General features: G+C 61.5%; 19 protein-coding genes. 6 read left to right on the plus strand and 13 right to left on the minus strand.

What is annotated here, in order from left to right:
- Positions 1 to 88: 88 nt before the first annotated feature.
- Entirely contained in the window at positions 89 to 1255 is a 1167-nt protein-coding gene (locus FHW69_RS13940; protein ID WP_183423693.1) for an MFS transporter, read from the minus strand.
- A gap of 95 nt (positions 1256 to 1350) precedes the next feature.
- Here FHW69_RS13940 and FHW69_RS13945 point away from each other — a divergent pair, with 95 nt between their 5' ends.
- Entirely contained in the window at positions 1351 to 2118 is a 768-nt protein-coding gene (locus FHW69_RS13945; RefSeq protein ID WP_183423694.1) for a helix-turn-helix transcriptional regulator, read from the plus strand.
- Positions 2119 to 2575: 457 nt separating this feature from the next.
- Here FHW69_RS13945 and FHW69_RS13950 read toward each other — a convergent pair whose 3' ends face one another.
- From FHW69_RS13950 to FHW69_RS13960, 3 genes are all read right to left on the minus strand, one after another.
- Positions 2576 to 3373 (minus strand): alpha/beta fold hydrolase, encoded by a 798-nt coding sequence (locus FHW69_RS13950; RefSeq protein ID WP_183423695.1) that lies wholly within the window; start codon positions 3371 to 3373, stop codon positions 2576 to 2578.
- Entirely contained in the window at positions 3357 to 4748 is a 1392-nt protein-coding gene (locus FHW69_RS13955; protein WP_183423696.1) for a hypothetical protein, read from the minus strand. Before FHW69_RS13955 ends, FHW69_RS13950 begins: the two co-directional genes overlap by 17 nt.
- A gap of 67 nt (positions 4749 to 4815) precedes the next feature.
- Positions 4816 to 5889 (minus strand): condensation domain-containing protein, encoded by a 1074-nt coding sequence (locus tag FHW69_RS13960; RefSeq protein WP_183423697.1) that lies wholly within the window; start codon positions 5887 to 5889, stop codon positions 4816 to 4818.
- A 356-nt stretch (positions 5890 to 6245) separates the two neighbouring features.
- Here FHW69_RS13960 and FHW69_RS13965 point away from each other — a divergent pair, with 356 nt between their 5' ends.
- On the plus strand, positions 6246 to 8540 hold the full coding sequence (locus FHW69_RS13965; RefSeq protein ID WP_183423698.1) for a M20/M25/M40 family metallo-hydrolase: 2295 nt from the start codon (positions 6246 to 6248) through the stop codon (positions 8538 to 8540).
- A 106-nt stretch (positions 8541 to 8646) separates the two neighbouring features.
- Positions 8647 to 9900 carry a dienelactone hydrolase gene (locus FHW69_RS13970; RefSeq protein ID WP_183423699.1) on the plus strand — a complete coding sequence of 418 codons (1254 nt, stop codon included), beginning with the start codon at positions 8647 to 8649 and terminating at the stop codon, positions 9898 to 9900.
- Positions 9901 to 9903: 3 nt separating this feature from the next.
- Here FHW69_RS13970 and FHW69_RS13975 read toward each other — a convergent pair whose 3' ends face one another.
- Together FHW69_RS13975 and FHW69_RS13980 are read right to left on the minus strand one after the other, a co-directional pair.
- Positions 9904 to 11436, minus strand: a complete 1533-nt coding sequence (locus FHW69_RS13975; RefSeq protein ID WP_183423700.1) for an FAD-dependent monooxygenase — start codon at positions 11434 to 11436, stop codon at positions 9904 to 9906.
- A gap of 231 nt (positions 11437 to 11667) precedes the next feature.
- On the minus strand, positions 11668 to 12201 hold the full coding sequence (locus FHW69_RS13980; protein ID WP_183423701.1) for a dihydrofolate reductase family protein: 534 nt from the start codon (positions 12199 to 12201) through the stop codon (positions 11668 to 11670).
- A gap of 126 nt (positions 12202 to 12327) precedes the next feature.
- On the opposite strand from FHW69_RS13980, the gene FHW69_RS13985 reads away from it, so the two are divergent.
- Positions 12328 to 13845, plus strand: a complete 1518-nt coding sequence (locus FHW69_RS13985) for a serine hydrolase domain-containing protein (protein WP_183423702.1) — start codon at positions 12328 to 12330, stop codon at positions 13843 to 13845.
- 85 nt (positions 13846 to 13930) lie between these two features.
- Here FHW69_RS13985 and FHW69_RS13990 read toward each other — a convergent pair whose 3' ends face one another.
- A complete protein-coding gene (locus tag FHW69_RS13990) occupies positions 13931 to 15466 on the minus strand; it encodes an aldehyde dehydrogenase family protein (protein ID WP_183423703.1) in 1536 nt (511 codons plus the stop codon).
- A gap of 102 nt (positions 15467 to 15568) precedes the next feature.
- Positions 15569 to 16594 (minus strand): amidohydrolase family protein, encoded by a 1026-nt coding sequence (locus tag FHW69_RS13995; RefSeq protein WP_183423704.1) that lies wholly within the window; start codon positions 16592 to 16594, stop codon positions 15569 to 15571.
- A 143-nt stretch (positions 16595 to 16737) separates the two neighbouring features.
- Here FHW69_RS13995 and FHW69_RS14000 point away from each other — a divergent pair, with 143 nt between their 5' ends.
- On the plus strand, positions 16738 to 17655 hold the full coding sequence (locus FHW69_RS14000; protein ID WP_221195549.1) for a LysR substrate-binding domain-containing protein: 918 nt from the start codon (positions 16738 to 16740) through the stop codon (positions 17653 to 17655).
- A 2-nt stretch (positions 17656 to 17657) separates the two neighbouring features.
- On the opposite strand, the gene FHW69_RS14005 is transcribed toward FHW69_RS14000, so the two are convergent.
- The 5 genes from FHW69_RS14005 to FHW69_RS14025 all read right to left on the minus strand — a co-directional run bounded on the left by FHW69_RS14005 (position 17658) and on the right by FHW69_RS14025 (position 24010).
- Positions 17658 to 19133 (minus strand): amidohydrolase family protein, encoded by a 1476-nt coding sequence (locus FHW69_RS14005; RefSeq protein WP_255494809.1) that lies wholly within the window; start codon positions 19131 to 19133, stop codon positions 17658 to 17660.
- A gap of 131 nt (positions 19134 to 19264) precedes the next feature.
- Complete coding sequence (locus FHW69_RS14010) at positions 19265 to 19858, minus strand: TetR/AcrR family transcriptional regulator (protein ID WP_183423705.1); 594 nt, start codon at positions 19856 to 19858, stop codon at positions 19265 to 19267.
- A 34-nt stretch (positions 19859 to 19892) separates the two neighbouring features.
- A complete protein-coding gene (locus FHW69_RS14015) occupies positions 19893 to 20939 on the minus strand; it encodes an HlyD family secretion protein (protein ID WP_183423706.1) in 1047 nt (348 codons plus the stop codon).
- 9 nt (positions 20940 to 20948) lie between these two features.
- Entirely contained in the window at positions 20949 to 22490 is a 1542-nt protein-coding gene (locus FHW69_RS14020; RefSeq protein WP_221195550.1) for an MFS transporter, read from the minus strand.
- Positions 22490 to 24010 (minus strand): efflux transporter outer membrane subunit, encoded by a 1521-nt coding sequence (locus FHW69_RS14025; RefSeq protein ID WP_183423707.1) that lies wholly within the window; start codon positions 24008 to 24010, stop codon positions 22490 to 22492. Before FHW69_RS14025 ends, FHW69_RS14020 begins: the two co-directional genes overlap by 1 nt.
- A 294-nt stretch (positions 24011 to 24304) precedes the next feature.
- On the opposite strand from FHW69_RS14025, the gene FHW69_RS14030 reads away from it, so the two are divergent.
- Positions 24305 to 25024, plus strand: a complete 720-nt coding sequence (locus FHW69_RS14030; protein ID WP_183423708.1) for an SDR family oxidoreductase — start codon at positions 24305 to 24307, stop codon at positions 25022 to 25024.
- Positions 25025 to 25086: the final 62 nt, after the last annotated feature.

The following is a 25086-nucleotide window of genomic DNA, read 5'->3' on the forward strand; positions in this document are numbered from 1 at the left end:
TGGAGCGGGCTGGCTCGCACGCGGCGCATGCGCTGCTGCAAGTGCGGCGCCGGGCTTTGCGGCCCGCCGGGCACCGGTCGCCTGTCGATCAGTGATCCGTCTTTCCTGAGCGCACGGGCGATACGCCAGGCCCATGTCGCCCACTTATGCTCAGGAGCAAAGCGATGCCGCCGCAGACCAGCAACGTATTGCCAAGTGATTGCGCCCAGCCGGTGAGCAACATTCCCACGCCAATCATCAGGTAGTACATCAACCCGAACAGCGCGCCCGCCGTACCCAGGCGATCTCCAAAATCGGACAACGCCCTTCCAAGAACATGAGGAATAGCCAGGCCAAAGGCGAAAACCACCAGCAGCATCGGCGCAATAAACCATGCGCTGTGCCGCAAAGCGTGCACGCCCAGACCGCCACTCAGGACCAGTACCGCGCTGAGCACAAGAACGTTTTCGGCGCGAACGCCTGCCCTGTTGAAGGTTCGATTGCTCCAGGCGCCCAGCGACGATCCGGCCGCCAGCAAGATACCGCTGGCACCGTAGGCGGACTTCTCCAGGCCCAGGTGCTGGAAGATGAAAGGACCCAGCGCGTAATAGCCGTACATGGCGACATTGAAGACCGTCACGAGCAGCGCCGACTGCCATACGCCGGTGTTGTGCATGAGCAACCGGAACGTTTCGCGCAACGACACGTTCGTTATCGGGCGGGACCGCGTCTCGGGCAGCGCTACGGCGCTCCAGAGGAACAATGACATCGCCAACACCAGCAAACACCAAAGCACGCCGCGATAGCCAAAAGCTTGCACCAAGGCGGCGCCGGTGAACAGGCCGATGGCCGGACTCAGCGCCAACACCATGCCCACCAAAGCGAACACCTTGGTTAACGTGGCCCCGGCAAAGCAGTCGCGGAGGATCGTCTGTGTCACGACCGATCCCACGGCAGCGCCGAACGCCGCAAGCGCCTGGGCGAACAGCAGGCCCTGGAACGTGGTCACACAAAGAGCGATCACCGTGGCGGCTGTATACACTGCCAAACCGGCCAGCATGGCAACGCGACGCCCGCACCGATCGCTCAGCCAGCCCCATCCGACCACGCCAAAGGCGAAGGACAGGAAATAGACGGCCAGCGTCTGCGCTGCCAACCCGGGGGCCACGGCAAAATGCTGTACAAAGTCCGCCAGGGCCGGGCTGTAGAGCGTCTGCGCAAGTTGGGGAAACATCAGCAGCGCAATCGCCAACGGCAAGAAGTGTTTGTTGTCCATGATGGCCTCTCCACGAGTGGGCCATTCTCGGAAGCGCCGCCTGTCCTGTCTCACGGAAGTTAGACAGAAAATGCGGCAAACCGGACAATCGCGGCATGGCCTGGTTAACCGCAGACTCCCTCTTTGATCCGGATAGCTTCGATGCGCCAGTCGTGGGCTGCGCCTCAACGCTGGCCAGTCACGACTCCGGACTTCACTGCCATGGCCGCGGGCAATTGCTGTTTGCCCGAGAGGGCTGCATCCGCATCACCCTGGACGAGCAGCTATGCCTGCTGCCGCCGACGCGCGCCGCGTGGATTCCTGCCAATGTGCGCCATCGCGCCGTGATGCGGCAAGTGGTGGACTACCGCTCGCTCTGGTTCGACGCCACCCTTTGCCTTCGGCTGCCGGCGACGGTATCGGTCATTGATGTCAGCCCGCTGCTCGGCGCCATACTCGAGCCGATGGCCCTGGCGGCGTTCGACCATCCCTGGAGCAGCAACCGCGACCAGCACCTTATCGGGTTGTGCATCCATGAAATTGTCGATGCACCACGCCAGCCCATGCTGCTCGCCATGCCCAGGGACCGTCGCCTTGCCGGTTTCACCAGCCGACCTGACGCGCTTCCACCGGAAATGGCGGAGCTGGCAAGACATGTCGGCGCGACCAGCAAGACCATCGGCCGCATTTTTCAGCGCGATACCGGCATGAGCTATCAGCAGTGGCGGCAGCAATGGCGGTTGCTGCGGGCGATTGAGTTGCTGGTCACCGGGGAGTCCATCTCCCATATCACCGGCGAACTCGGCTTTTCGAGCGACAGCACGTTTATCGCGTTCTTCAAGCAGTTGCAGGGCTGCACGCCCAAAGCCTATCTGAAAAAGTGAGACGGCAAATGCGATGGTGGTGCGCGAAATCGTCGTAGCGAAGGTATTCCTCCGCCTCCAGCCGCGCTATCCCGAACAACGAACCCCACCCGGCCAGGGCTCAATAATGGTGGGCTCAACACGATAAATGCGTCCCGCCACACAGCGGGCCTTTCCTTTCCGCATGGCCTCAATCGCTGCACAGACATTCGCAACTCGTGCGTCGTCGCAGTTGGTGAAAGTAGTTGGCGAGCGCACTTCCGCAGCGGGCGGTGGTGGCTGCGGTGCAGCGACCTTAGCCCAATAGCTCTCAGACGAAAAACGCCCGGTCAAAATGAAGTGGTAAAGAGGCACGGTCCCTAGCGTCAACAATACCGCCAACGTGTAATTGGTCTTCGTGCCCATAGCCATCCCTGCCCCCAAAGTTCCCGGGAATCGTAGCAGGAAAAAAAACAGAAAATCCGGGGTGGCGGCAACCTCAGCAGCCGAAGACAACGCCCCTGTTCTCCCCCCGGTGTGCCACCGAACACTTCCCAAGAACATCAAGCACCGAAAGCTTGTTAGGGTGTATGAAAAAATGATCCCCCTCGAAAACGATGGCCCGAAACGCACTGCGCGTCTGCATTTCCCACGCGTCAAGGTCACTCTCCGACACACTCGGATCAGCATCGCCGCCCAGCGCAGTCACGGGGCACGTCAGCGACTCCCCGTCCCTGTACTGATAGGTTTCCGAGATGGCGAAATCATCCCGTAGCTGCGGCAGGAAGAACTTCATCAGTTCGACGTCCTGAAGCAGTTCTTTCGGCGTACCGTTGTAGTCGGTGATTCGTTCCAGCAAGGCATCGTCGTCCATGAGGTGCAACGGCTCCCCTCCCCTCTTTATGTGAGGCGCGCGCATGCCAGATACTACGAGGTGGAAGGGCTGGGGGGAGTTGTAGCGTTGCAATGCGCGGGAGAGTTCAAAGGCAATCAGTGCGCCGATGCTGTGGCCGAAGAAGTAGAACGGCTTATCCGCCATCTCCGCGACCATTTCGTGAAGCGGTGCGATGACGTCGATGAGTCGGTTGAAACGTGGCTCGTTGAATCGGTTTTCGCGCCCGGGAAGCTGGACGCCAACGACCTCTATGTCTTCGGGGAGGTGGTCTTGCCACCCCCTGAATATCGAGGCGCCGGAGCCCGCGTAAGGAAAGCAGAACAGCCGTGCTCTGGCATCCGGTCGACGTGCGCCAATGGTCATCCATCGGGCGCGGGTCTCGGGATTATTCGTATACTTCATACACGATGGCCTCCATGGCTCCCGTTGCGGAGTTGATGACACCGTCGCCGGCGTCCTTGGCCATCAGGCGCAACCAGCAGCCGCCGTAGCCTGTGCCGAAGCCGAAAGCACCCCAGATCACGTCGTGTATACCGTAGCCTTCTTCTCCGCTTTGTCCGTAGAACGGCAGCGACAGGCAATATTCCTGCGCCATCCATGCGCCCTCCGAGAACGCACGACGTACAACGCCTTGCCATACGTCGGCAGGTTGGAACCGGCCGACATACACGTCTTTCCCGGAGCTTCCGCGAGCAATCTTGATCACGAAATCCTCTCTGCGCTCCAGCAGAAGGGTTTCCAGATCGCCTGTCACACCATCGAATTCCACAGGGCCACTGACGATGGCGGCGGACCATGGCACATGGGTTTCGATAAGGCGGCGTTCTTCGTCATTGAACAGCGAGGTGTTCTTGTGGTTATTGGCGATGGCCAGCGAACGCTTGTCGCCGATGACCATCACGAACGGGTTTCCTGGCCAGTACACCTTGCCGCCCAGAAAGCAGCGATACAGTTCGCGCGGCAATTCGATGGTGGTTTCGTGGTGAAATGCCGCCAGCGACGTCACGCGTTTGCCGCGAACATATGCGCCGGTATGATCGAAGACAACGTCACTGAAGTCCGGCTCCAGGATGATCTCACCCGGCAGCTGGCATTCGTGCAGTGCTTCTTCAAACAGGGTACGGAACGTGTCGACACTGTCGTCGGTGAGTTCCGATCCCTGAAGAACGAACAGCACATTCACCGGATCATCCGGCGAGTTGCACCGCGCGCGACCCTGTTCGATAAGATGTTTCATGTAGTTTCGCGGGATGTTTCTCGACCGGCACTCGGTCGTCTCGAAGAACGACGCCAGCGCCGGCTGCTTGCGATACTGCTTGTCCATCCACTGGATCTGCCAGCCGCCGATGTTGGGACCGGCGTTGATTTCCATGATCTTCAGGCCACGTGACGTCATTACGGCGTCCACGCGGAGCATGATCTGCGACAGGTCCATGCCGGACTGCATGAAGATTTCGCCCAGGATGTCAGGCATGCGGTAGAACTCGGCAAATCGTTTCGCGTCCCCGGCAAACTCCGCCTGCACGGCTTTGTAAATCAGGGCAGGAACGCGACAGGCCGCATCCTGGAGCGTCTTCTGCATGCTGTCGACAATGAACCATGGCCACGATTGCAGCGGGTACTTGTAGTTGCGCAGGAACACGGGCAGCGAGTCATCCAGCAGGTTCAGGCGCTTCATGCAGCGCCCCTGGGTCACGCAATAGTCCAGAAACTTCACGGCACTGAAAGAGGTAAGCGCGTGGTTACTGACGATCTCGGGATTTAGGGAAACGTCCATTTATTGAATCTCCGCTGATGAGGCGCCAATCGCTTCTCTGAGATGCATGCAGAATTCCGCATCAAGTTCATTCACGAACGGAAGTGTCGAAAGCACCTGGATGAAGCCATAAGTGCTCTGCTCCACCTCGTTGGCGCATTCGATCTCGACGAGCCGAATCAGCGTTTCCTTGCTGATTGTATCGACTATGGCGGTAATCCTGCCGCTGCACGGAAGCGACCTGCCCGAGCAACTGGATAAATGACTCGTCGTTCGGCGCGTCAAACCGATGCGCGTTCACATTTACGAACGACCCGATAATGTCCTTGTCGACGGCATTGCGCCGGTTATGCACCGGCGACCCGATCACAATGTCACTTCGTTGATATGACCGGCAGAAATAAACGGTCAGTGCGGAGACAAACACCGCCGCCAGATTCGCGTCGGCTGCGCCTGCCAAATGGTGCAACGCGCCAACCGATGCGGTGTTGAATGCAACGCTGACGCGCTCGCTGCATGTGCCATCGTCGGCCTTTGAGCGGGGCTCGAACAACGGTTCCGCCGGGCGCTCATGGCGCGCGAGCCAGTGGATTCGATTCTGTGCGTACTGCGGGCTATCGCGGTAGCTCGCCTGTCGCTCCATGTACTCAGCGAACGATGGATATGACCTTCGGTAGCCCTCCTCAGCTGGATGAGCCTGCGCTTCATACGCATGCAGAATGCGCTGCATCTGCAATGCAAAGCCCCACCCGTCCATCATGAGGTGATGCGCTTTGGCGAAGTACCAGTACTCGTCACCTGGAAGGGAAATCAGCGCATCCTGGAAGACTTCACAGGAAAGGTCGGCAAATGCGCACTCGAACTGCGCTTGAATCCAGGCTTGTGCGGCGGCTTCAGTCGGACATTCCAGCACGCGAAGAGCAGACGGCGGTTGATCGGAAAGAACCGCGTGACACTCACTTGCCTCTTCGTGAAACCGTAGGCGGTATGCATCATTTCCCAGAAGAACGTGCTCTCGTGCCCGCTTGAAGCGGGTAATGTCGAGCCGACATCGGTATTTCTGGAAACCGCCAATATTGTTCAGGACGCCGCCAAACAGCTTCCCTTCCAGATAAATATCCTGCTGTGCCGCCGTCAACTGCATAGTTTCGAAAGTTCGCATGAACCGACATCCCTATCCGCGTACATAAATACACAGCAAGACCGGCGCGCAGAGCGTCGGTACGACGGCTTGATCGAGCTCTGTGCCCCCCGGCACATGAATGCACAACGTGCTGCGGCGATGCGCAGGACAACTATGCGAGATGAGGCTTCCTTCGCAGCGTCTATATACACACACCAAATGTCGAACGGATGTGGCACAAATTCGGCACACATGCACAAATTCCACGTGCAACATCGAAAGGGATGACATACGCTGCCGCGGCGCCGATGGAACGAAACGTTCTTCACGAACACATATGCGCGTTTTCGGCAAGCCGCTTCTTCGCAGTTCGGGCTAAACATTTGGGGATGTGAATGTCAGCAACGATCAGGGACAGACGTTGGTACAGCGGGATATTCGTTGCGTTGCTGATCGTGCTGGTTGTCGCTGCCTTCGTTATCCGATGGCGCATGGACACCATCAAGCCGGACGCCGTAGGGGACAAGCCTTCAGGTGCATTTATTTACGAACGCGCCACCGATGTCCTTGCGGACCTTCTAGGCAACGAAGCCCCGCATCCGGTTGATAGCGCCGCCAACGACGAAGTCCGTCGCAAGATTCTCGCAAGGCTGAATTCACAGGGTTACGACCCCGACGTCCAGGACGTTACGTCCTGTGTTTCGGCGGAGCAAACCTGTGCCAGAGTGCGCAACATTGTGGCGCTCCGTGAAGGTGCCGCAGGTGGAAAACTCATTCTTGTCACTGCCCACTACGACTCCGTCCCCGCGGGCCCAGGGGCGAGTGACGATGGAGCGGGCGTTGCCATACTTCTGGAAACAGCCCGGCTGATCGGGCAAAAGCCGCCTGGCAAGAACTCGGTAGCCTTTCTTTTCACCGAAGGTGAGGAAGCTGGCCTCCTTGGAGCGGAAGCCTTCGCGTCGCGACATCCGCTCGCTGGCAGGGTCGCCGCTGTCGTCAACATGGAAGCGAGAGGCACATCGGGCCAGAGCATGATGTTCGAGACAGGCAGCCACAGTGGCTGGCTTGTCAACGCATTTGCGTCCACGTCGCGACAACCTTCTGCCAATTCACTGATATCAGCGGTCTACACGCTGCTGCCGAACGACACCGACCTGAGCGTGTTCAAGGAGCGCGGCATACAGGGACTCAACTTCGCCTATGGCGAGAACTTTCCCCTCTATCACACCCCGCTGGACAATCTGAAAGCCGTCGATCCGGGCAGTCTTCAGCAGCAGGGTGACAACGTTTACGACCTCGTCGATAAACTCATGGATGCCGATCTTCCCGATGGCGATGCCATGGGGAGTGTGGTTTATACCGACATTCTCGGTACCGGCATGCTGCACTGGTCGACGCTGTACGGGCAGATCGCCGCTATCGCGCTCGTCTTGCTGTTCGCGTTTGCAAGCTGGCGGTTGCGCAGATTCGACCCGTATGGAGGGCGGAGTGTCCTGTTCGGTGTGCTGGGCTTTCTCGTATCCCTGGTGGTGGGCGTTGCGGTTGCCTATGTCCTGAACTATGCCCAGTCCGCCGTTCACGGAACCACGAACGCCTGGCACACCAGCAGTCTGTTCAACCGGTTGTTCCTGTGGAGCAGCGTGTTGCTCGTGGTGGTTTCATTGCAGCGACTGCTGGCGCGAAAGAGCAGCCCGGTAGGACTGTGGATCGGCATGGGCTGGGCATGGCTCATGCTGTCTGTAGCGACGTGCTTTGCGTTGCCCGGCATCAGCTATCTGTTCCTGCTTCCGTCCGTGCTGTTCGTGGTGTGCGCGCTGATCTGCTCGCGCCCCCTGACCGACGACGGTCGATATATGTTGCAGGTTCCTCCTGCGCTGGCCGTATTTGTCGTCGTCATTCCTGCCATTTTCCTTGTCGAAATTATGCTCGGATTCAACGGCGGCCTCGGCATTCTTGTCATGGGCGGATTCATCGGCGTCACGGCCAGCGTAATTCTTCCGTTCGCGCAGTCCGGAAATGCAACGCGCGTATATGCGTATGTCACCTACGTCGGCCTTGCCGTTGTTGTGGTCAGTGGTGCGCTGTCGTTCCGTGCGCCTGCCTATACCGCACAACGACCGCAGCCGTTGAACGTCATGTATGTGCAGGATGACCACGGCAAGGCCCTGGTTGCAGCAGGCACCGCATTCAACCATCCGCCGGAGTCGGTGTTGGCAGCCCTGGGGCCGGACGCCGCGCTCAACAACGTATTTCCCTGGACAGATAGCCGGTTCTATACCGTGGCGGTTCCGACTGCCGCGCTCCCGCCTGCCCGATTGACGATTCTCAACACGACCAACGTCGGTGGCTCATGGCAGGTCACCGCGCGCATTGATGCCGATGAGCACGCCTCGATGGTCGAGTTGCTTATCCCCAGGGCGGCAGGTCTGCAAGCCATTGAAGTGGACGGCAACCATCTGGACTATTCGACGAGCACGCGCGACCACAATCCTTTCATCTGTCGCGGAGCATCGTGCAACGGTCGCCAGATCACGATGACGCTGAAAGAAACCGGACACGAGGCGATCATCGCTGTGGAATACCGGCAGCTTCCGGAAAAGGCAGCAGCCGTCGCACGTGCCCGTGGCAATCTGGCGACGGCACGCAGCGATGGGAATCAGAGCCTTGTGCTGGGGACGGTGCAACTCTGAGCAGGATATTGCGCTTCGCATTCGGCATGCGTTTACTGACTTTCAGCACATGTCCGGTCGTCAGGTCGATCTACAATCGTGCATTGCCCGCATACATGGATTCACGATGAAGCTGTTGGGTCGATGGTGTCTCTCCATCGCGCTGTCGCTCAGTGCCATTCCGCTTCGCGCGCAGACACCGTCGTTCCAGTTTCTTGAGCCCGCCGGCCCCTCTTCGGTCGGGCTGAAAGTGGTGAACCAGTACGACACATCCCGTTCGTATCCTTTATCGGCCGACAACGGCACGAAGAATGGTCACCGCCCGATACAGACGCTGATCTGGTATCCCGCGCAGCCTGCGGCAGGCAAGGCCATGACGGTGGGCGACTACGCCAGCCTCGCGGACACGGAGAATTTCGACCATCCGCGCCCGGAGAAGAACAAATGGCGCGCGCAATTGCAGTCATCGTCAGAGGTGCAACTGTGGGCGCACAAGGATGCTTCGCCGGCGCCAGGCCGCTATCCCGTGCTGGTATACGCTCCCAGCGATTCGTCCACCCCGTGGGAGAATGCGGACCTGTGCGAATACCTTGCCAGCCATGGCTACGTGGTACTCGCAAGCCCTTCGATGGGAGCCGCAACACGTGACATGACAGACGACCTGCGCGGCATCGACGCGCAAGCCCGCGATATCTCGTTCCTCATCACGTATGCGAAAACACTTCCCAACGCTGACATGTCCAGGGTGGGACTTGTCAGCTGGAGCTGGGGCGGCATTTCCAGCCTCTTCGCCGCAGCGCGCGATCCGCGCGTCAAGGCGCTGGCCGAGATGGATGGCAGCATGCGTTACTTCCCCGGCATCGTGCAGAAGGCAGGTGACATTCATCCAGATCGCATGACCATTCCCCTGCTGTTTTTCACGGCGGAATACCCGAACCTTCTGGAAGACCTGGAAGCGGGCTACAAGGGCCCGCAGGCAGACCGGATGGGGCCGAATGTCCTCAATGCCTGGACGCACGGCGATCTGTACACGGTGAACATGGTGGGCATGTCACACGGGCAGTTCGGCGCCATGCAGCAACGTCGGAAAAGCGCGGAGAGCTTCGCCGCCGATCAGGTCGCCGACTACGGGCGGGACGACGCCAACACAAGCCATGCCTGGGTAGCCCGATACATCCTGAATTTCCTCGACGCCACCCTCAAGAAAGATGACGACGCTGCTGCGTTTCTTTTGCGGACACCTGCCCAGAACGGCGTTCCAAGACACTTCATGGCGACGAAGTTTCGCCCTGCCGAAACAAAGACCGTGGCTCAACCGTGGCCCTCCCGGCCCATGCCGGATCAAAGCCAGGCGCCTGCTGTTTCGCCCAGTGGCCGGTAAGGTTTAACCAAACCACAGACTCGCCACCTGCGCCGCCTCGATGACGCCTGAGCCATCCTCGGCAACCCAGGCAACCACGCCATCGGGACGTACCAGCACGGCGCTCACCCCCAGGCCTTTCACGACGGTGCTCGCGACGTACGTGACCCGGCTGTGCCAGCGGCTTGCCAGTTCGCGCCATGGAGCGTCCGGGGCGAAATCCAGCCACAGCCCTTTGCCCGCCCTTAGCAACGCGCCGACTTTGGTGCCGTCGGCTAGTTCGAAATCGGGGACGCTGCGTCCGACCAGGGGATGGTTGCTGCCCAGATCGTAGCGAAGCGAAACACCCCACACGCGTTCGGCAAAGTAGGTCGCACCGTCGCGCGTATCTATCAGGTCGCGAAGGATGGCTTCGAGTGCGCGTGACGCCGGGGCCGGCCGCATGAGTGACACCTGGGCACGCGACCAGTCCAGCACCTGCGCTCCCACCGGATGGCGTTCGCGCTGATAGCTGTCGATCAGCGTGGCGGGCGCGTTGTCGCGAAGGGTGGCGGCAAGCTTCCAGCCCAGATTCATCGCGTCGCCGAGCCCGAGATTGAGTCCCTGCCCGCCCAGCGGCGAATGGATATGAGCCGCATCACCGGCCAGCAGGACACGCCCGTGGCGATAGGCCGCGGCCTGACTGGCCCGATCCGTCCAGGTGCTGGCGAGTTTCAGCGCCGTCAATGTCACGTCCACACCGGACACGCGACGCAGAACCGACTGGACGTGATCGAGCGTGACCGGTTGCGTGCGATGAAACGCGCCGCCGTCGAAATCGACCATCGCGATGGTTCCGGGACGCGCATAGGTATACATGCCGGTTGGCGTGTATGTGCGGCCCGTGCGGAGCATGTCGGGCTGTTCCAGCTCAACGTCGAGGGAGTAGCCCGTGAACTCCGGAGGCGTGCCGGTGAATTCAAAGCTCCCGGCCTTGCGCACGATGCTGCGGCCACCATCGCATCCCACAAGCCAACTTCCACGGAACGCCTCGTCCGCGCTGCGCACGATCACTTCGTCGTCGGTCTGTTCAAAGCCTTCGACGGTGACGCCGCGGCGGATCTCGGCACCCATGCCCACAGCGCGCGCTTCAAGAACGGATTCAAGAGACTCCAACGTCACCATCAGGCTGGTGCCCGCCGGGCTCGGAAGGCGATGTGACCAGCGGGAGGCGTCGACGTCCTCATGGAAGAACGGGATGCCTGCGAAATGGCCCGCCGGACGCCGGGCCTGCTGCATCCAGTGAGAAGCCGCGTGGGTGGCGCCGGATGCATCGTTTGCCCGCTGCGCGTCGGTCACGGCGTCCAGCAATCCCCGCCGATGGAATGCTTCCAGCGTGGGTGCAGACAGGCCGCGCATGCCGAAAGGCAGGCGCTTGAGGGGCGAGTGTGGGTCGTCGGCTTGTTCAAGCACGATGACCGACAGGCCGAAGAGCCTGAGCTCGCAGGCGAGGAACAACCCAACGGGCCCGGCACCGGCAATAACGACGTCATGGGATGGGGAAAGGCGGCATTGCATAAACGGCTCCTGGTCAATGATCGACCGGAGCGTTCCTCGGCAACAGAACCCTCGCGGACGAATGAAGGGACGCCTGGGGCGTCCGATATTCGTCGCGGGGATCTCAAGCGCGAAGCCAAAGACCAGAGCTTTCGTTACCGAAAGGACTTGGGCTTACCAAACCAAGTCTGCCTTTTCCGACGCGGCGACATTAACACGGGTTTTGTGGCACGTACCACCCGGGCGCCAGAATCACGCAGGAACGTACACCAGCCTGACCGCATCTTCCGCGACCGTGTCGACTGAGACCAGGCGCAGCGACGGCACGGGTCCGGCGAAGAACGGTGTGCCTCGTTGCCCCCTCACAACGGGGCGGAAATAAAGCCGGTACTCATCAATGAGGCCAGAATCGGCAAGGCGTTGCGCCAGGTCCGGACCTGCCATGTCGATCACTCCGGTGAGTCTGGCCTTGAGTTCGCGTATCGCGCCCTGGACGTCTTCGCCAACCAGGGTGGCGTTCGGCCCCACAGACTTCAGCGAACGCGACACCACCCATTTGGGCAAGTTGCGCCACGCCGCCGCGAAATCACGTTCTTCCGCATCCCAGTCGGCCTGGTCATCATCCCAGTAGCGCATGATTTCATACGTATGGCGGCCATAAATCGCGCCGCTCAGACTGCGCACGTGCTCAATGAAGAAACGAAATAGCGCAGGACCGGGCCTCATGTTCTGATGGTCCACATAGCCATCAAGGGTCTGCTGCAATCCGAAGGTCAGTTTCGCCATGGCGACGTCTCCGCGAGAGTGTGCTGACGATAACGCGAGATCCTCGCGCCGCGCGTGAATCCGGATGTACCTGTCGACGCATCCAAGCCTCAGACCCGGCTTCTCCGGGCACCAAGGAACCCGTCGATGAACGCTCCATCCCGTACGCCTTTCCGCCGTGCCCGCCGAGGCCTTGCCTCCGTGGCGCTTGTGTTGCTCATCGCCCTGCCGACGTCAGGAGCCGGCGCCAGTCCGGCGACCACCTCACTTCCGGATACGCCCGCTGGCAAGCTGGGCAGCGCGCTGATACAACACATCAACACCGATACGCCCGCTCAGATCCGCCAGTGGGCGGCGGGCGTGATGTCGCCCAGCATAGGTGCCAGCGACAAGGCCGACACCGTGGAAAGTCTCGCGCTGGCCGCACGCGACAGCGGTGGCGTGAGCATGGTGGATGTGGCGAGCGATCCGCGCCAACCGGGGCTTCTTCAGCTCATCGTCAAAGACGCCCACGGGCAGCGGGCGATGATCTTTCTGGCCCCCGATCCTGCACATCCGGAGCTTTTTGGCCAGCTTGAGCTGCATGCCGCCGACGACCCGGCCCTGTATGCCGGCTGGCCCAAAGGTCCGGTATCGGACGGTGAGCTTGCACGCCTGGTCCACAACACGCTTGACCAGCTGGTACGCACGTCCGACTTCTCCGGCTGCGTGACCATCGCGAATGATGGAAAAACGCTGTTCGACGAATGCCGCGGTTTGGCGGAGCGAAATTTCAGCGTGCCCGTGGATCAGCAGACGAAATTTCATATCGGCTCCATCAACAAGATGTTTACCGCCGTTGCTATCGCGCAGCTGGTGGAAGCCGGAAAACTGTCCTGGAACACCACGCTTGCTGACTGCATGCCTGAGTATCCCGATCAGGAAACAGCCCGAAAAGTCACGGTATGGCAGCTTCTGCACCACACGGCCGGGCTCGGTGATTTCCTCGTGCCTGCGTACTTTGAACATCGGGAGGCCTTCGTCAATCCCGTCGACTACCTCGATCTCATTGCCCGCCAGCCCAAGGTCGCCGCGCCGGGAGCGAGCTGGAACTACAGCAACGCCGGATACATGCTTCTCGGGCGGATCATCGAGACCACGTCGCACGAAAACTACGACGACTACATGCAAAAACACGTCTTCGCACCGGCAGGCATGCGAGCTACCGGGTTCGACCGCGTGGATGAGGTGACGCCGAAACTCGCGGTGGGCTATTTCCGTGAGGGGCCGTTTTCCACGGCATGGAAGGCGGACTGGCTGAAGATCGGCCTCAAGGGTGGCGCAGCGGGCGGCGGCTATTCCACCAACGCGGATCTGCTGCGGTTCGCTGCCGCCCTGCGCGAAGGGAAGCTGGTTTCGGCCGCCACGCTGACGAAGATGTTTGACGATCAGGTTCCCGCAGGCCCCGGTGGCTATGCGGCCGGCTTCGGCGATCGTCTGTCGCACGGCCTGCACATTCGCGGCCATGCCGGCGGCACGGAAGGCACGGATGCCAATATGCAGATGGTCTGGGGGACGAAGGCAGCCGTGGCCCTGACCAGCAATGAAGGGCCCGGACAGAACTGGTTTCTGGCCGAACGCATTGCCGATTTGCTTGCAGCGGCGAACGCAGCCAAAACGCACTGAGGCAACGTGATTTTGCTCGCCACATTCTTGTTATAAAAAAGGGGCGCCAATGCGGCGCCCCTCCCCTGATCAATCCCAACAGCGATCAGACAAACGCGTTCGGCGGCGGCGCGTGGAAATCGCCGTAACCGCCCTCTTCCAGATTGATGACCACACTCTTGGTGTTGGTGTAGTGCATCAGGGTCTCGAAGGTGCTCTCGCGGCCGAAGCCGCTCTGCTTCACGCCACCGATCGGCTGACCGGGCTTGAAGTTGTAGTAGCGGTTCACCCAGACCATGCCGGTTTCCATCGCACGGGAGATGCGGTGGGCGCGGTTGAGGTTGCGGGTCCACAGACCGCCGCCCAGGCCATAGATGTTGTCGTTGACCATGCTGAGCATGTCCGCTTCGTCTTCCCAGGTGAACAGGTCCGTGACCGGCCCGAAGATTTCTTCCTGGGCAATGACCATGTCGTTGCGCACGTCGGTGAAGATCGTCGGCTGGATGAAGAGGCCGTTTTCAAGGCCCCGAATGGAAGCGGGACCGCCGCCAACCAGCACGGAAGCGCCTTCCTTCTTGCCCTGTTCGATATACGACAGCACGCGATCGTACTGGGCCTTCGAGGACTGCGCACCGAGGCGCGTAGCCGGATCGGTCGGGTCACCCTGCTTCACCTTGGCAAACAGCCTGGTGAGCTTGTCGACGAACTCTTCGCGAACCTTCTTGTGCACGAAGACACGCGAGCCCGCCAGGCACACTTCGCCCTTGTTGAAGATCGTGGTGATGACGACCGACTCGGCAGCGGCATCAAGGTCGGCGTCTTCGCACACGATGTTCGCCGACTTGCCACCTAGTTCCAGCGTCTGCGGAATGATGTTGACCGCAGCGTAGTTCATGATCTTCTGCGCGGTGCCGCGCGAACCGGTGAAGGCCACCTTGCGCACCTTCGGGTGCGTGACCAGGGGCTCGCCAACGATGTGGCCGTAGCCGGTCACCACGTTGATCACGCCCGGGGGCAGCACATCGGCAATGTCCTTGATGAATTCCAGCACCGACACGCACACCGTCTCGGCAGGCTTCAGCACCACCGTGCAACCGGCCGTCAGTGCGGGGGCCAGCTTCAGGGCAGCCATCATCAACGGAACGTTCCACGGAATGATCTGCGCCACCACGCCAATCGGCTCGCGGTGCGTGATCATGGTGGAGTCGGCAAAGTCAGCCACTTCGCCATGCAGATGGAAGGCGGCGCCGGCATAGTATTCGAACAGGCCGATAGCACCGGTGATGTCGTGCGTATAGGCCTCAGTGATGGTCTTGCCGTTGTTCAGCGTGTCCATCATTGCATATTCAAGCTGACGGGCACGCAGGCGGTCGGCAATGGCGCGAAGCACCGTCTGGCGCTGTGCCGGCGAGCTGCGCGACCACTTCGGAAACGCGTCGTAAGCAGCATTGACCGCACGATCCACGTCAACGGCATCGCCGGACTGGATGTGTGCCAGCGTCTGACGGGTCGCCGGGTTGGTCAGTTCGATGGTCTGGCCGCTGTGACCGTCAACCCACTTGCCGTTGATGAAGTGGCCATACGTCTTGACGGCGCTCAGCTTCGCTGCAAGGGCTTTGGATGTACCGAGATCGAGTTGCATGGGGTATTCCTCGTAGGATGCCCGATAGCACATATCGAGCGAGTGGCTAAGCTGCGGTCGGCACATGTCGAAAGGCAGCGAAGTCGGGGGACGGGTCCGGGCTCAGATGTCCGATACCGAAACCGTTTGAAGGCGGGGGAACAGCGAAAGTGCGTTGTCGCGCCAGATGCCCTGGCGACGTGCATCGTCAAGCAACGGCGTCTTTTCGATACGCTCGGCCAGCGCGTGGCACGCTGCCTCCGGCGTAAACGGATAGTCGCTCCCGTAATGCACGCGACTGGGGTCAGCCACCTGCGTCAGTGCGGACAGAAGATGCGGCACCGGCACACCGGCCAGATCGAAGTGCAGGCGCTTCATGGCCTCGCGAAGCGACGGCCGACCGCGTGCCGGTGCATCGGCAAGAGCGGGAAGCAGCAGCTCGATACGATCAGCAAGCACCGACAATGCAGCACCGGCATGCGGCACGATCACGCGAAGATCGGGGAAATCTTCCAGCGTGCCCGACAGCACCATGTCGGCGACCGAGCGTGTCGTGTCGAAAATGAATTCCATCAACGGCTGCGGATAGTTCGCGGCGAGCCGGGCGCAACACGAGCAGGCCGGCGTAGTCGGGTGAATGAAGATCACCGCGTGACGCTTGTCGAGCTCGGCATAAAGAGGCGCAAGGCGCGGGTCGCCGAGGTAGATGCCGTGCGCGTTGCTCTCAAGCACCACGCCATCGGCGCCCAGTTCATCAAGTGCGTAGATCGCTTCAGCCACAGCGCCTTCGACATCGGGCAGCGGCAAGGATGCGAAATGACCAAACCGTCCCGGGTGCGCTGCGACAAGGCGACTTCCCTCGATGTTGACGCGACGCGCAAGCTCCCTGGCCTTCGCGTCGTCGCCGAAATGCACACCCGGCGACGAAATCGACAGCATGGCGGTCGACACGTTCAGCGCATCCATTACCTTCAGCGCTTCCACTTCGTTCCACTCGGGCAACGCACGGATGCCATCGGGAGCGGAAAGTCCGGCCTCATGCAGGGCCGCGCTGTAGAAATCCGGCAGGAAGTGCGCGTGCACATCAATGCGGGGCGTTCCGCGGCTGGCGGACACTGCATTCGTCGGGTTCGGCAAGGAAGTGCTCATCGAAGTCATGGCAGAAGAAGGCCAATGGATTTGCTGGGGAGGTGTCGCCGACGCGTGCTGCGCCGGGACTGTGGACGCACGATAGCCTCGCGATATGTGATGCCGTAAGATGGCGAAATCGTTCGAGGCATAGCAGTTTTGTTATGACACTGAAGCTCAGCCAGATACGCGATGTCGTCGCCATTGCTGATGGCGGAAGCCTTCGCGCGGCAGCCCAGAATCTTGGCCTCGCGCAGCCCGCACTGACCCGCAGCATCAGGGAAGTCGAGCACGATCTGGGCGTAGAACTTTTCGAACGGCTGCCCCGCGGCATGCGCCTGACACCGGCAGGAGAAGTGTTTGTGCGCCGCATGCGGTCGATCCAGGCCGAACTGCAACGTTCGCGCGACGAGATCGACCAGCTGAAGGGACTGACCATCGGACAGCTGACCATCGGCCTGTCGATGGCCTCGACCATTGCGCTGCTTTCGGGCGCGCTCGCACCATTCAAGGCGCGCTATCCCGGTGTAAAACTGAAAATTGTCGAGGGACTTTTCCCGGGCCTGCGCCGGCAGATCGCCGATGGTGATCTGGATTTCTACGTGGGGCCCGTCGCGGAAGTTCCGCTGCCTCGCGAGTTTGTGCTGGAGCAACTTTTTACGAATGAACGTCTGGTGCTCGGGCGCGTCGGGCATCCGATGGCGCACGCTTCCAGCCTGGCGGAACTCGCTGATGCAAGCTGGATCGGCTCGGCGCTCACCGAGCACAGAGAGGACGAACTTGGCCTCGTCTTCTCCACGCGCGGATTGCCGCCGCCGCGGGTCGAGGTGGAGACCAGCTCCGCCCTCAGCACGATGATGGTAGCCGCCAACAGCGACCTGCTGGCCATGCTGCCCCGCCAATATCTCCGGCATCCGGGCGCAGTCGATTTGCTGATGCCGATACCGATTCGCGAGCGGCTCGCCGCACCGGCCATTTGCCTGGTGCGTCGAGCCGCCCTGCCGTTGCCACCGGCAGCGGAGTTCTTCACCGATCTGATTCGCCGTACCGCCGTTCATGAGGCACGTACCCGCGCGGAATGAGTTTACTGACGCAGGCCGAAATCTTCGGCCAGCACGCCCTTGTCGTAACCCACTGACTTGAACAGGTAGGCCCGTGACTCTTCCGTAGCGCGATGCAGCTTCGCCATGTCCAGGCCAACCAGCTTGCCGCCGTGCTTGCGTACGCGTCCACCGATGATGACGGTCTCCACGTTGCTGCGTTCAGCGGCACCGACCACGGTGCCCAGGGCATTGTTCGACGGGTACAGATTGATGTCGTTCGTGTTGATGAGGACCAGGTCGGCTTGCTTGCCTTCGGTCAGGCTGCCGGTGATCTTGTCCAGATGCGCCACTGCTGCGCCGTTGATCGTGGCCGCCTCAAGCAACTCGCGCATGCGCACGGGCGCTGGCGCATGCGGATCTTTCGCCACACGCTGTGCCTGTCCCGCGCTGCGCTGCAGATAGAGCGCGGCCCGCATTTCGGCAAACATGTCGCCGGAGTAGGCGCTTTCATTGTCCACACTGAAGCCGGGTTTGATGCCGTGATCAATGGCCGCCTGATAGCCGAACATGCCGCCGCCCAGCGCCCAGTGGGTATCCGAGCGCGGGCATACGTCTACCTGGACGCCTGCCTTGCGGATGATCTGCCAGGCCTCTTCGGTAAGGTCGGTGCAATGATTGAAAATGTTGTCCGGGCCCAGCAGGCCATCGCGCAGGAAGGCGGGCAGCATGGCGGACATTTCCTTGCCGAAGAACTCCGTCACCAGCGGCAAGCCCAGCTTGCGGCCAACGGCCCACTGGTCGCGGTCTGGTGACGTCATCATGGCCATCGTCAGCAAGCCATCTTTTCCGCTGAAGCGTTCGGCTTTCAGCTTTGCCAGATCGTCGTACCAGCGATCCTTGTCCCAGCTGCCTGCCAGGGGTGCACCCGGTGCGTGCACCGCGCGGATGCCTGCATCAGTCAACGCATCAACCGCCGAACGGGCGTGGTCCAGCGAGCGGCTGTTGTGGGAGTTGTCGATGATGGTGGTGATGCCCGCATCAATCGCGCCGAGTGCGGTGATGAGGTTGCCCACGTACATGTCGCCCGGCCGGTACTTCGTGGCGAACGAACCGTGCGTGCCTGCGATGTAGTTCATCAGGTCGGCGGAGTTGGGGTTGATCCGTCGCAGCTGCCCTTCCCATGCGTGACGGTGTGTATCGACAAAGCCCGGGATGGCAATGCGGCCACGCCCGTCGATCACATGCGCGCCCGGCGCGGTAATAGACCGGGAAATGCGGGAAATCTTCGAACCTTCAATGAGGATGTCGCCGCTTTCGAAGTCCCCGGTTTTCGAGTCCATGCTGAGAATCGTGGCGCCCTGAATCAGGATGGGGCGTCCATCGGTGGGCACGGAGGGCGTGGAGATGCCCCGATGGTCGGCGCCCGTGTCCTTGAAGAAAGACAGCGCGTTACCGGTGGCCATGGTGGCAGCAGCGGCGATGCTGCTGCTCAGGAACGAACGGCGGGTGAGTTTCATGGGGTGCCTTCAGCTCGTCAGGACGCAGTCGAAATAGCTGCGATTCGGACGTTCAGTCTGGAGGGTGACCCCGCGCGGAACTATCGGCCGGCGTCTTCAGGGGCAATGAAGCGCGACATACATAATCCCGCTCAGGCCTGCTGCGGGGCGCTTGATCGCAGCGCTTTCAGCGCGAGGCTGACCAGGTCGCCGGCCGTGGGATGGCTGTGGAAATGCAGCGCGTTGCCATAGGTCAGCTCCATCACCAGCGCGCCAAGCGACAGCGGATCGGTGGGTGCCTGACGTCCCTCGAAGATGGGCATCAGCAGTGTGCCCACGGCCAGCCAGTTCTGATGAAAAAGCACCTCGTGGCGCTTGCCGAACGTGGCGTCAGCGCGCGCGCGGCGGATCATTTCGTAAAGGATCAGGGGGGTATCCGGATCTTTGCGATGGTGATTGGCCCAGCTGGCCACCGCCTTGATGATGGCGTCCGGATCGGCAATGCCACTCAGTGCATGGCCGAGATCTTCGGCCTCTTCCACGCCCGTGTTCTCAAGCAGTTGCAGGAAGACATCTTCCTTGCTTTCGAAGTTGGAGTAGAACGCGCCCTTGGTAAACCCGGCATGCTCGGCAATCCGGTCCACGGAGGCGCCACCGTATCCTTCCCGCGCAAAAACCGCGCGCGCAGACGCCAGGAGTTTGGATCGCGTCAGCGTGCGGCTTTCTTCGCGGGTCATCCGGGCCATCAGGCGTTCCTTCTCGGATTGTCGGGACCGGCAATCATAGCGATTGCCCGGAAGGCGTGCTCACCGTGGGGATGGCCGACATGCCCACGCGAAGCTGCGCGGTGGCCGCCTGCTCCGGCTCCAGCGCGATCTTCACGGTCAGACGCTGGACGACCTTGGTGAAGTTGCCGGTGGCGTTGTCAGGCGCAAACGGCGCGAAGCTCACGCCCGTGGCCGGCGCGATGCTGGCCACATGACCACGCAGACTGACACCGGGCAGCGAGTCGATGCGGATATCCACGGCCTGCTTGGGGCGAATGCGCGCAAGCTGGGTTTCGCGAAAGTGCGCTTCTACATAAGTCTGGTGCAACGGCACCAGGGTCAACACGGGACTTCCCACGTTGACGTACTGGCCCACCCGGATATCGCGCTGGCCGACTGTTCCATCCACAGGTGCAACAATGCGCGTGTACGACAGCCGCAGTTCGGCCTGATCCAGATTTGCCTGAGCGCGTTCCAGTTCGGCGGCGGCCTGGGCACGCTGGGCGGTGAGGATCAGTTGCTGCTTGGTGGCAGCACCCAGTGCGGCGCTATCCTTGCTCTGCGTGGCGCTCTGAATCTGTCGGTGCGCATCCGCCGCCTGCTCTTCCTGCGCCGTGCCCGAGCCGTCACTGGCCAGATTCTTGTAGCGCTTCGCATTTTCCTCCGCAAGCCGAAGCGCAGCGCCATCCGCGCTGACCGTGGCGGCGGCCTGCGCAATGATGTTTTCCTGCTGCTCGCGCTGGGCATCGACGCTGAGCAGCGCGGCACTGGCCGAAGCAACACGCGCACGCGCTTCATTCACTGCGACCTTGAAGTCGCGGTCGTCAATGGTGGCAAGCAGTTCGCCCTGCGCCACGCGCTCATTGTCCTCGACCAGCACCTCGTCGATCACGCCGGCAACGCGCGGCGAAAGACGCGTCCAGTCGGCGGTGACGTAAGCATCGTCCGTGGTTTGCGATGATGCACGACTTTCGTCGTGCGACCAGAAATAAAGAACACCGGCAATGGCCGCAGCCAGGGCGACGGCGCTGCCGATCATGACGTGGCGGGGAATGGACACGGGGACACCTTAAGAGTTGGATTTCAAAATGACGGGCGGCCGCATTCTCTGAAGACAGAGCACGGCAGGAATGAGGACAAGCGCCGCAGCGCCCAGCAGGCGAAAAAGGTCGGCGATGGACAGCACGAGCGCCTGCTCACCGATGGCGTGCGCAAGATGCGCCATCGGCTCATCGACGGGGGCCGCAGAGCGTCCCAGTTGATCGACCAGCGCATGGTTGTGGAAGTGCTCGCGGGAAATCAGGAGGCGTGTGACCAGCGTGCTTCCGATCAACGTGCCCAGCGCGCGCAACATGTTGATGATGCCGGAGACAAATGGCCCTTCCATGGGCTGTACCACGCTGGTTGCCAGAAACAGCATCGAGACGACTGCCATGGGCTGGCCGATGGCGTGAAGTGCCTGCACGAAGGTAAATTCCGCAACCATCCATTCGGATGTGATCTGGCTTCCAAGGAAGCAGGCCATGGCGATGGCGGCCAAACCCAGCGCGAACACCTTGCGCGCATCGACCCACTGCTTGTAGAGCAGGAACGATACCGCCGGTCCCAGAATCAGCTGCGGCAGGGCAAGCTGCAAACCGATGGCGTCGATGTACTGCGCACGAAAATGCCAGCGCTCGATGAGGTAGTCCGAAGGCAATAGCGAGCCGGACAGAAGCACGATCAGCAGGCATACGAAAATGGCGAATCCCAGCCCCAGGTTGCGCCGCCTCAGCAACTGAAGTCGCATGAAGGGCAATGGGTGGAACCATTCGCTGACCAGGAACACGGCAAGCATCGGCACGGCAACACACGCCGCCGTGCGGATGAACGGGCTGTGCCACCAGTCAAGCCGTTCGCCCTGACCCAGGACGATGGCGGCCAGCACGAGCCCCACCGTACCGGTGACCAGGCCCAGCAGGTTGATCTGGCCGAAGCGTTCGAGGCGCACGGGGTCCTGCGGAATGCCCCATGCCACGCCAATCATCGACAACACGGCCAACGGCACCACTTGCAGATAGATCAGCGACGGCATGTGCAAGGTGTCGATCCACAGGGCAGACAGCCACGCCGCGAGGTTCGGCGAAAATGTCGCCGTCAGGGCGTAAAGGCTCAGCCCGTACAGACGCAACGACAACGGAAAGAAACGCAGTGCCGCAGCCATCAGCACGGGAATCAGCAAGCCGCCGAAGAAGCCCTGCAGGCCACGCAGCGCAAGCAGCCACGGCCAGCTCTGCACGGCAGGAAGCATCAGCGCGATGCCGGCAAACACCCCCATCACCACCAGATGAAAACGACGGAACGAAAACGTGCCGGCGAACCACGCCGACAGCGGCATGGCCGCAAGCTCGAACGCCGAATAGATAACGGTTAGCCATGAGCCATCGTCCACGCTCAGGCCCAGCGAGCCACGCACGTCGATCAGCGCAATGGCACCTACGCGTCCGTTGATGCCGGACGTGATGGCCGCGAGCAGCACGCCCAGAATCCCCACGAGCAGCCGCAGATTGAACGCGTGTGCGACCGGCGCGCTTACGGGCGGAGCCGATGCCTGCATCGTCAGGGCTTGCATCACAGCGCCGCCTGAGTGCTTGCGGGTGATTCCCAGCCGCCGCCCAGTGACTTGTACAGCCCGACCATCGACAGCGCCATGTCGACGCTGCCCTGAGTCAGGGCGCGTTGATTGTTCAGAAGGTCACGCTGCGCTACCAGTACGGTCAGGTAGTCAGCCGCGCCTTCCTGGTAACGACGCTGCGCGGTGTTGTATGCCACGCGGCTCTGGGTCACGGCCTCGCGCAGGTACGCTTCCTGTCGTTGCGTTGTGTCGAAACGGGTCATCGCGTCGTCCACTTCGTGCCAGGCGCGAAGCACCGTGAGCTGGAATACAACCGCCGCTTCCTGCTGGTGCGCCTTCGTCAGCGCCAGAGTGCCCTTCAGCCTCCCGCCCTGAAACAGCGGGATATTCATGACTGGACCCAGCGCGAACTGGCGCGATCCCCATTGATCGGCACCACTGAAATTCAGCGACTGAAAGCCGAAGCTGCCGGTGAGCGTGAGGCTCGGATAGAAGTCTGCCTCGGCCATGCCGATGGCTGCTGTCGCCGCATGCAGATTCGCCTCAGCAGCAAGAATGTCCGGGCGGCGATGAGCCAGCGTGGACGGGAGGCCGACGGGCACGCGTGCAGGGGGGGCAGGGATATCGTGCTCCGCGCGCAACTCGTCATTGAGGCTGCCAGGTGCCTGTCCCAGCAGCAACGCCAGTGCGTTCATCTGCTCCGCAAGTTGTGCATCCAGCGCGGGCAATGTTGCTTCAATGGACGCCAGTTGCGCCGCGGCGCTGGCTGCATCGAAGCGCGTACTGACGCCATGTGCTTCGCGGCTCTTCGCAAGAACGAGCGTGTGCGCAGCCACATCGCGATTCTGCCGGGTCACTTCCAGCAACGACTGCACGCCGCGCATGGTGAGGTACGTGCGGGCGATTTCCGCCGCGAGCGAAACCCGCGCGGCCTCCACATCGTACTGATTGGCCTGGTAGCTGGCCCGGGCGGCCTCCTTGCTGCGGCGGGCACGCCCCCACAGATCAAGCTCCCAGCTTGCATCCATGCCCGCTTGCCACACATCAAACGGCGCAGAACCGCTCTTGCCGGGCATGCTTGCCGTGCCGAACGGATCGTTGCCACTGGCCGCGTTTGCGTCCGGAGTGGATGCCGTGCCGCTCAGCTTCATGATGCCGTTGGGGCTGGAACGTTCGCGCAACTTCGACGCACCCGCACTGATGCGCGGCAATCCATCAGCACCCGCCACGGTCAATCGTGCCCTGCCCTGCGCGACACGCGCGACGGCCATCTGCAAGTCGAGGTTCTGACTGTAGGCGCGGTGTTCCAGCGAACTGAGCAACGGGTCGCCGAACATGTCCCACCAGTCGGCTGTCACGTCGTCTCCAACGCGTGCGCTGGGCAGACCGGCGGCGCTCGCGAAGGTATCAACGGGCGGCGTGACGGCGGGACGTACGAAATCCGGGCCCAATGTGCAGCCAAAAAGGCTGACCGAGGCGACCAGAGAAAGGAAGCGGACAAACGGATTGACGCGCATGGGAAGCGGACCTGCAGCCTTCTGATTTCGCATACCTTACAGTATTTGAATACCGCACGGTATATTCAAATCGTCGGATGGGCAGCGGCGGACTTGCGGCCAAAAGCGCTCGCAGACCGCATGCGGCCTCACTTTTTTCCCCATTGTGTACCCAGCGCTTCAGAAGGCATGTACGGCACAGGCGATTGTTGGGGCCCCGCCCCCGGCCTAACGTTTCACCGCGACGGACAGCCGGTGTGACGCGATATATCCGGTGACCGCCCCCTTCATATCAACGATCACCCGGAGTCATCCATGACCGCTTCACTTGCTGGCAAAACCGTCCTTGTTGTCGGAGGCACGTCGGGCATGGGCTATGCCCTCGCCGAAAAAGCAGCCGCCGCAGGCGCCAACGTTCACATCGTCGGCCGCTCAGTGGCCCGCCTCACCGAGGCGAAGTACTCCATCACCGGCAACGTGACCATTCACGCCGTGGACCTGCGCAATGAATCGGAAGTGGTTGCCCTTGCGCGCACGGTGGCGCGTGTCGACCACCTGGTGACCACGGCCGCCGACAACATCTTCAAGCCGTTCGTCGAGTTGTCCAATGAGGACATCGAGGCCATGCTGACCACGAAGCTGTGGGGCGCCATCTATCTCATCCGTCACTTTGCCAAACGCATCTCGCCCGAAGGGTCGATCACGCTGTTTGGTGGCGCGGCTGCGCTGAAGGGGTCGCCGGGTGCATCCATTGTGGCCGCGCTCAATGCCAGCATGGACGGACTTGCACGCACGCTTGCGCTGGAACTCGCGCCCATTCGCGTGAATACGCTGTCGCCCGGCGTGGTCGATACGCCGGCCTGGGACTTCCTGCCCACGAATGATCGCGCGGCAGTGCTGGGTTCTATCGGTTCGTCGCTGCCGCGCGGTCGCGTGGGCACCGCAGAGGAACTTGCCCAGGCGGCGTTCTTCCTCATGACCAACGGCTTTACCACGGGCACGGTGCTTCAGGTGGACGGCGGAGCCAACGCCTGAGGCATCACTGATATCGCGACCGAGCCCGCTTCCACAGGGCAGTGTGGGAGCGGGCTCGGTCG

The sequence above is a fragment of the Luteibacter sp. Sphag1AF genome, from assembly GCF_014192715.1.
Lineage (GTDB): Bacteria > Pseudomonadota > Gammaproteobacteria > Xanthomonadales > Rhodanobacteraceae > Luteibacter.

Coding starts and splice junctions, on each gene's coding strand:
- FHW69_RS13940 (WP_183423693.1), bottom strand. CDS start 1,255: ATGGACAACAAACACTTCTTGCCGTTGGCGATTGCGCTGCTGATGTTT.
- FHW69_RS13945 (WP_183423694.1), top strand. CDS start 1,351: ATGGCCTGGTTAACCGCAGACTCCCTCTTTGATCCGGATAGCTTCGAT.
- FHW69_RS13950 (WP_183423695.1), bottom strand. CDS start 3,373: ATGAAGTATACGAATAATCCCGAGACCCGCGCCCGATGGATGACCATT.
- FHW69_RS13955 (WP_183423696.1), bottom strand. CDS start 4,748: ATGGACGTTTCCCTAAATCCCGAGATCGTCAGTAACCACGCGCTTACC.
- FHW69_RS13960 (WP_183423697.1), bottom strand. CDS start 5,889: ATGCGAACTTTCGAAACTATGCAGTTGACGGCGGCACAGCAGGATATT.
- FHW69_RS13965 (WP_183423698.1), top strand. CDS start 6,246: ATGTCAGCAACGATCAGGGACAGACGTTGGTACAGCGGGATATTCGTT.
- FHW69_RS13970 (WP_183423699.1), top strand. CDS start 8,647: ATGAAGCTGTTGGGTCGATGGTGTCTCTCCATCGCGCTGTCGCTCAGT.
- FHW69_RS13975 (WP_183423700.1), bottom strand. CDS start 11,436: ATGCAATGCCGCCTTTCCCCATCCCATGACGTCGTTATTGCCGGTGCC.
- FHW69_RS13980 (WP_183423701.1), bottom strand. CDS start 12,201: ATGGCGAAACTGACCTTCGGATTGCAGCAGACCCTTGATGGCTATGTG.
- FHW69_RS13985 (WP_183423702.1), top strand. CDS start 12,328: ATGAACGCTCCATCCCGTACGCCTTTCCGCCGTGCCCGCCGAGGCCTT.
- FHW69_RS13990 (WP_183423703.1), bottom strand. CDS start 15,466: ATGCAACTCGATCTCGGTACATCCAAAGCCCTTGCAGCGAAGCTGAGC.
- FHW69_RS13995 (WP_183423704.1), bottom strand. CDS start 16,594: ATGAGCACTTCCTTGCCGAACCCGACGAATGCAGTGTCCGCCAGCCGC.
- FHW69_RS14000 (WP_221195549.1), top strand. CDS start 16,738: ATGACACTGAAGCTCAGCCAGATACGCGATGTCGTCGCCATTGCTGAT.
- FHW69_RS14005 (WP_255494809.1), bottom strand. CDS start 19,133: ATGAAACTCACCCGCCGTTCGTTCCTGAGCAGCAGCATCGCCGCTGCT.
- FHW69_RS14010 (WP_183423705.1), bottom strand. CDS start 19,858: ATGGCCCGGATGACCCGCGAAGAAAGCCGCACGCTGACGCGATCCAAA.
- FHW69_RS14020 (WP_221195550.1), bottom strand. CDS start 22,490: ATGCAAGCCCTGACGATGCAGGCATCGGCTCCGCCCGTAAGCGCGCCG.
- FHW69_RS14025 (WP_183423707.1), bottom strand. CDS start 24,010: ATGCGCGTCAATCCGTTTGTCCGCTTCCTTTCTCTGGTCGCCTCGGTC.
- FHW69_RS14030 (WP_183423708.1), top strand. CDS start 24,305: ATGACCGCTTCACTTGCTGGCAAAACCGTCCTTGTTGTCGGAGGCACG.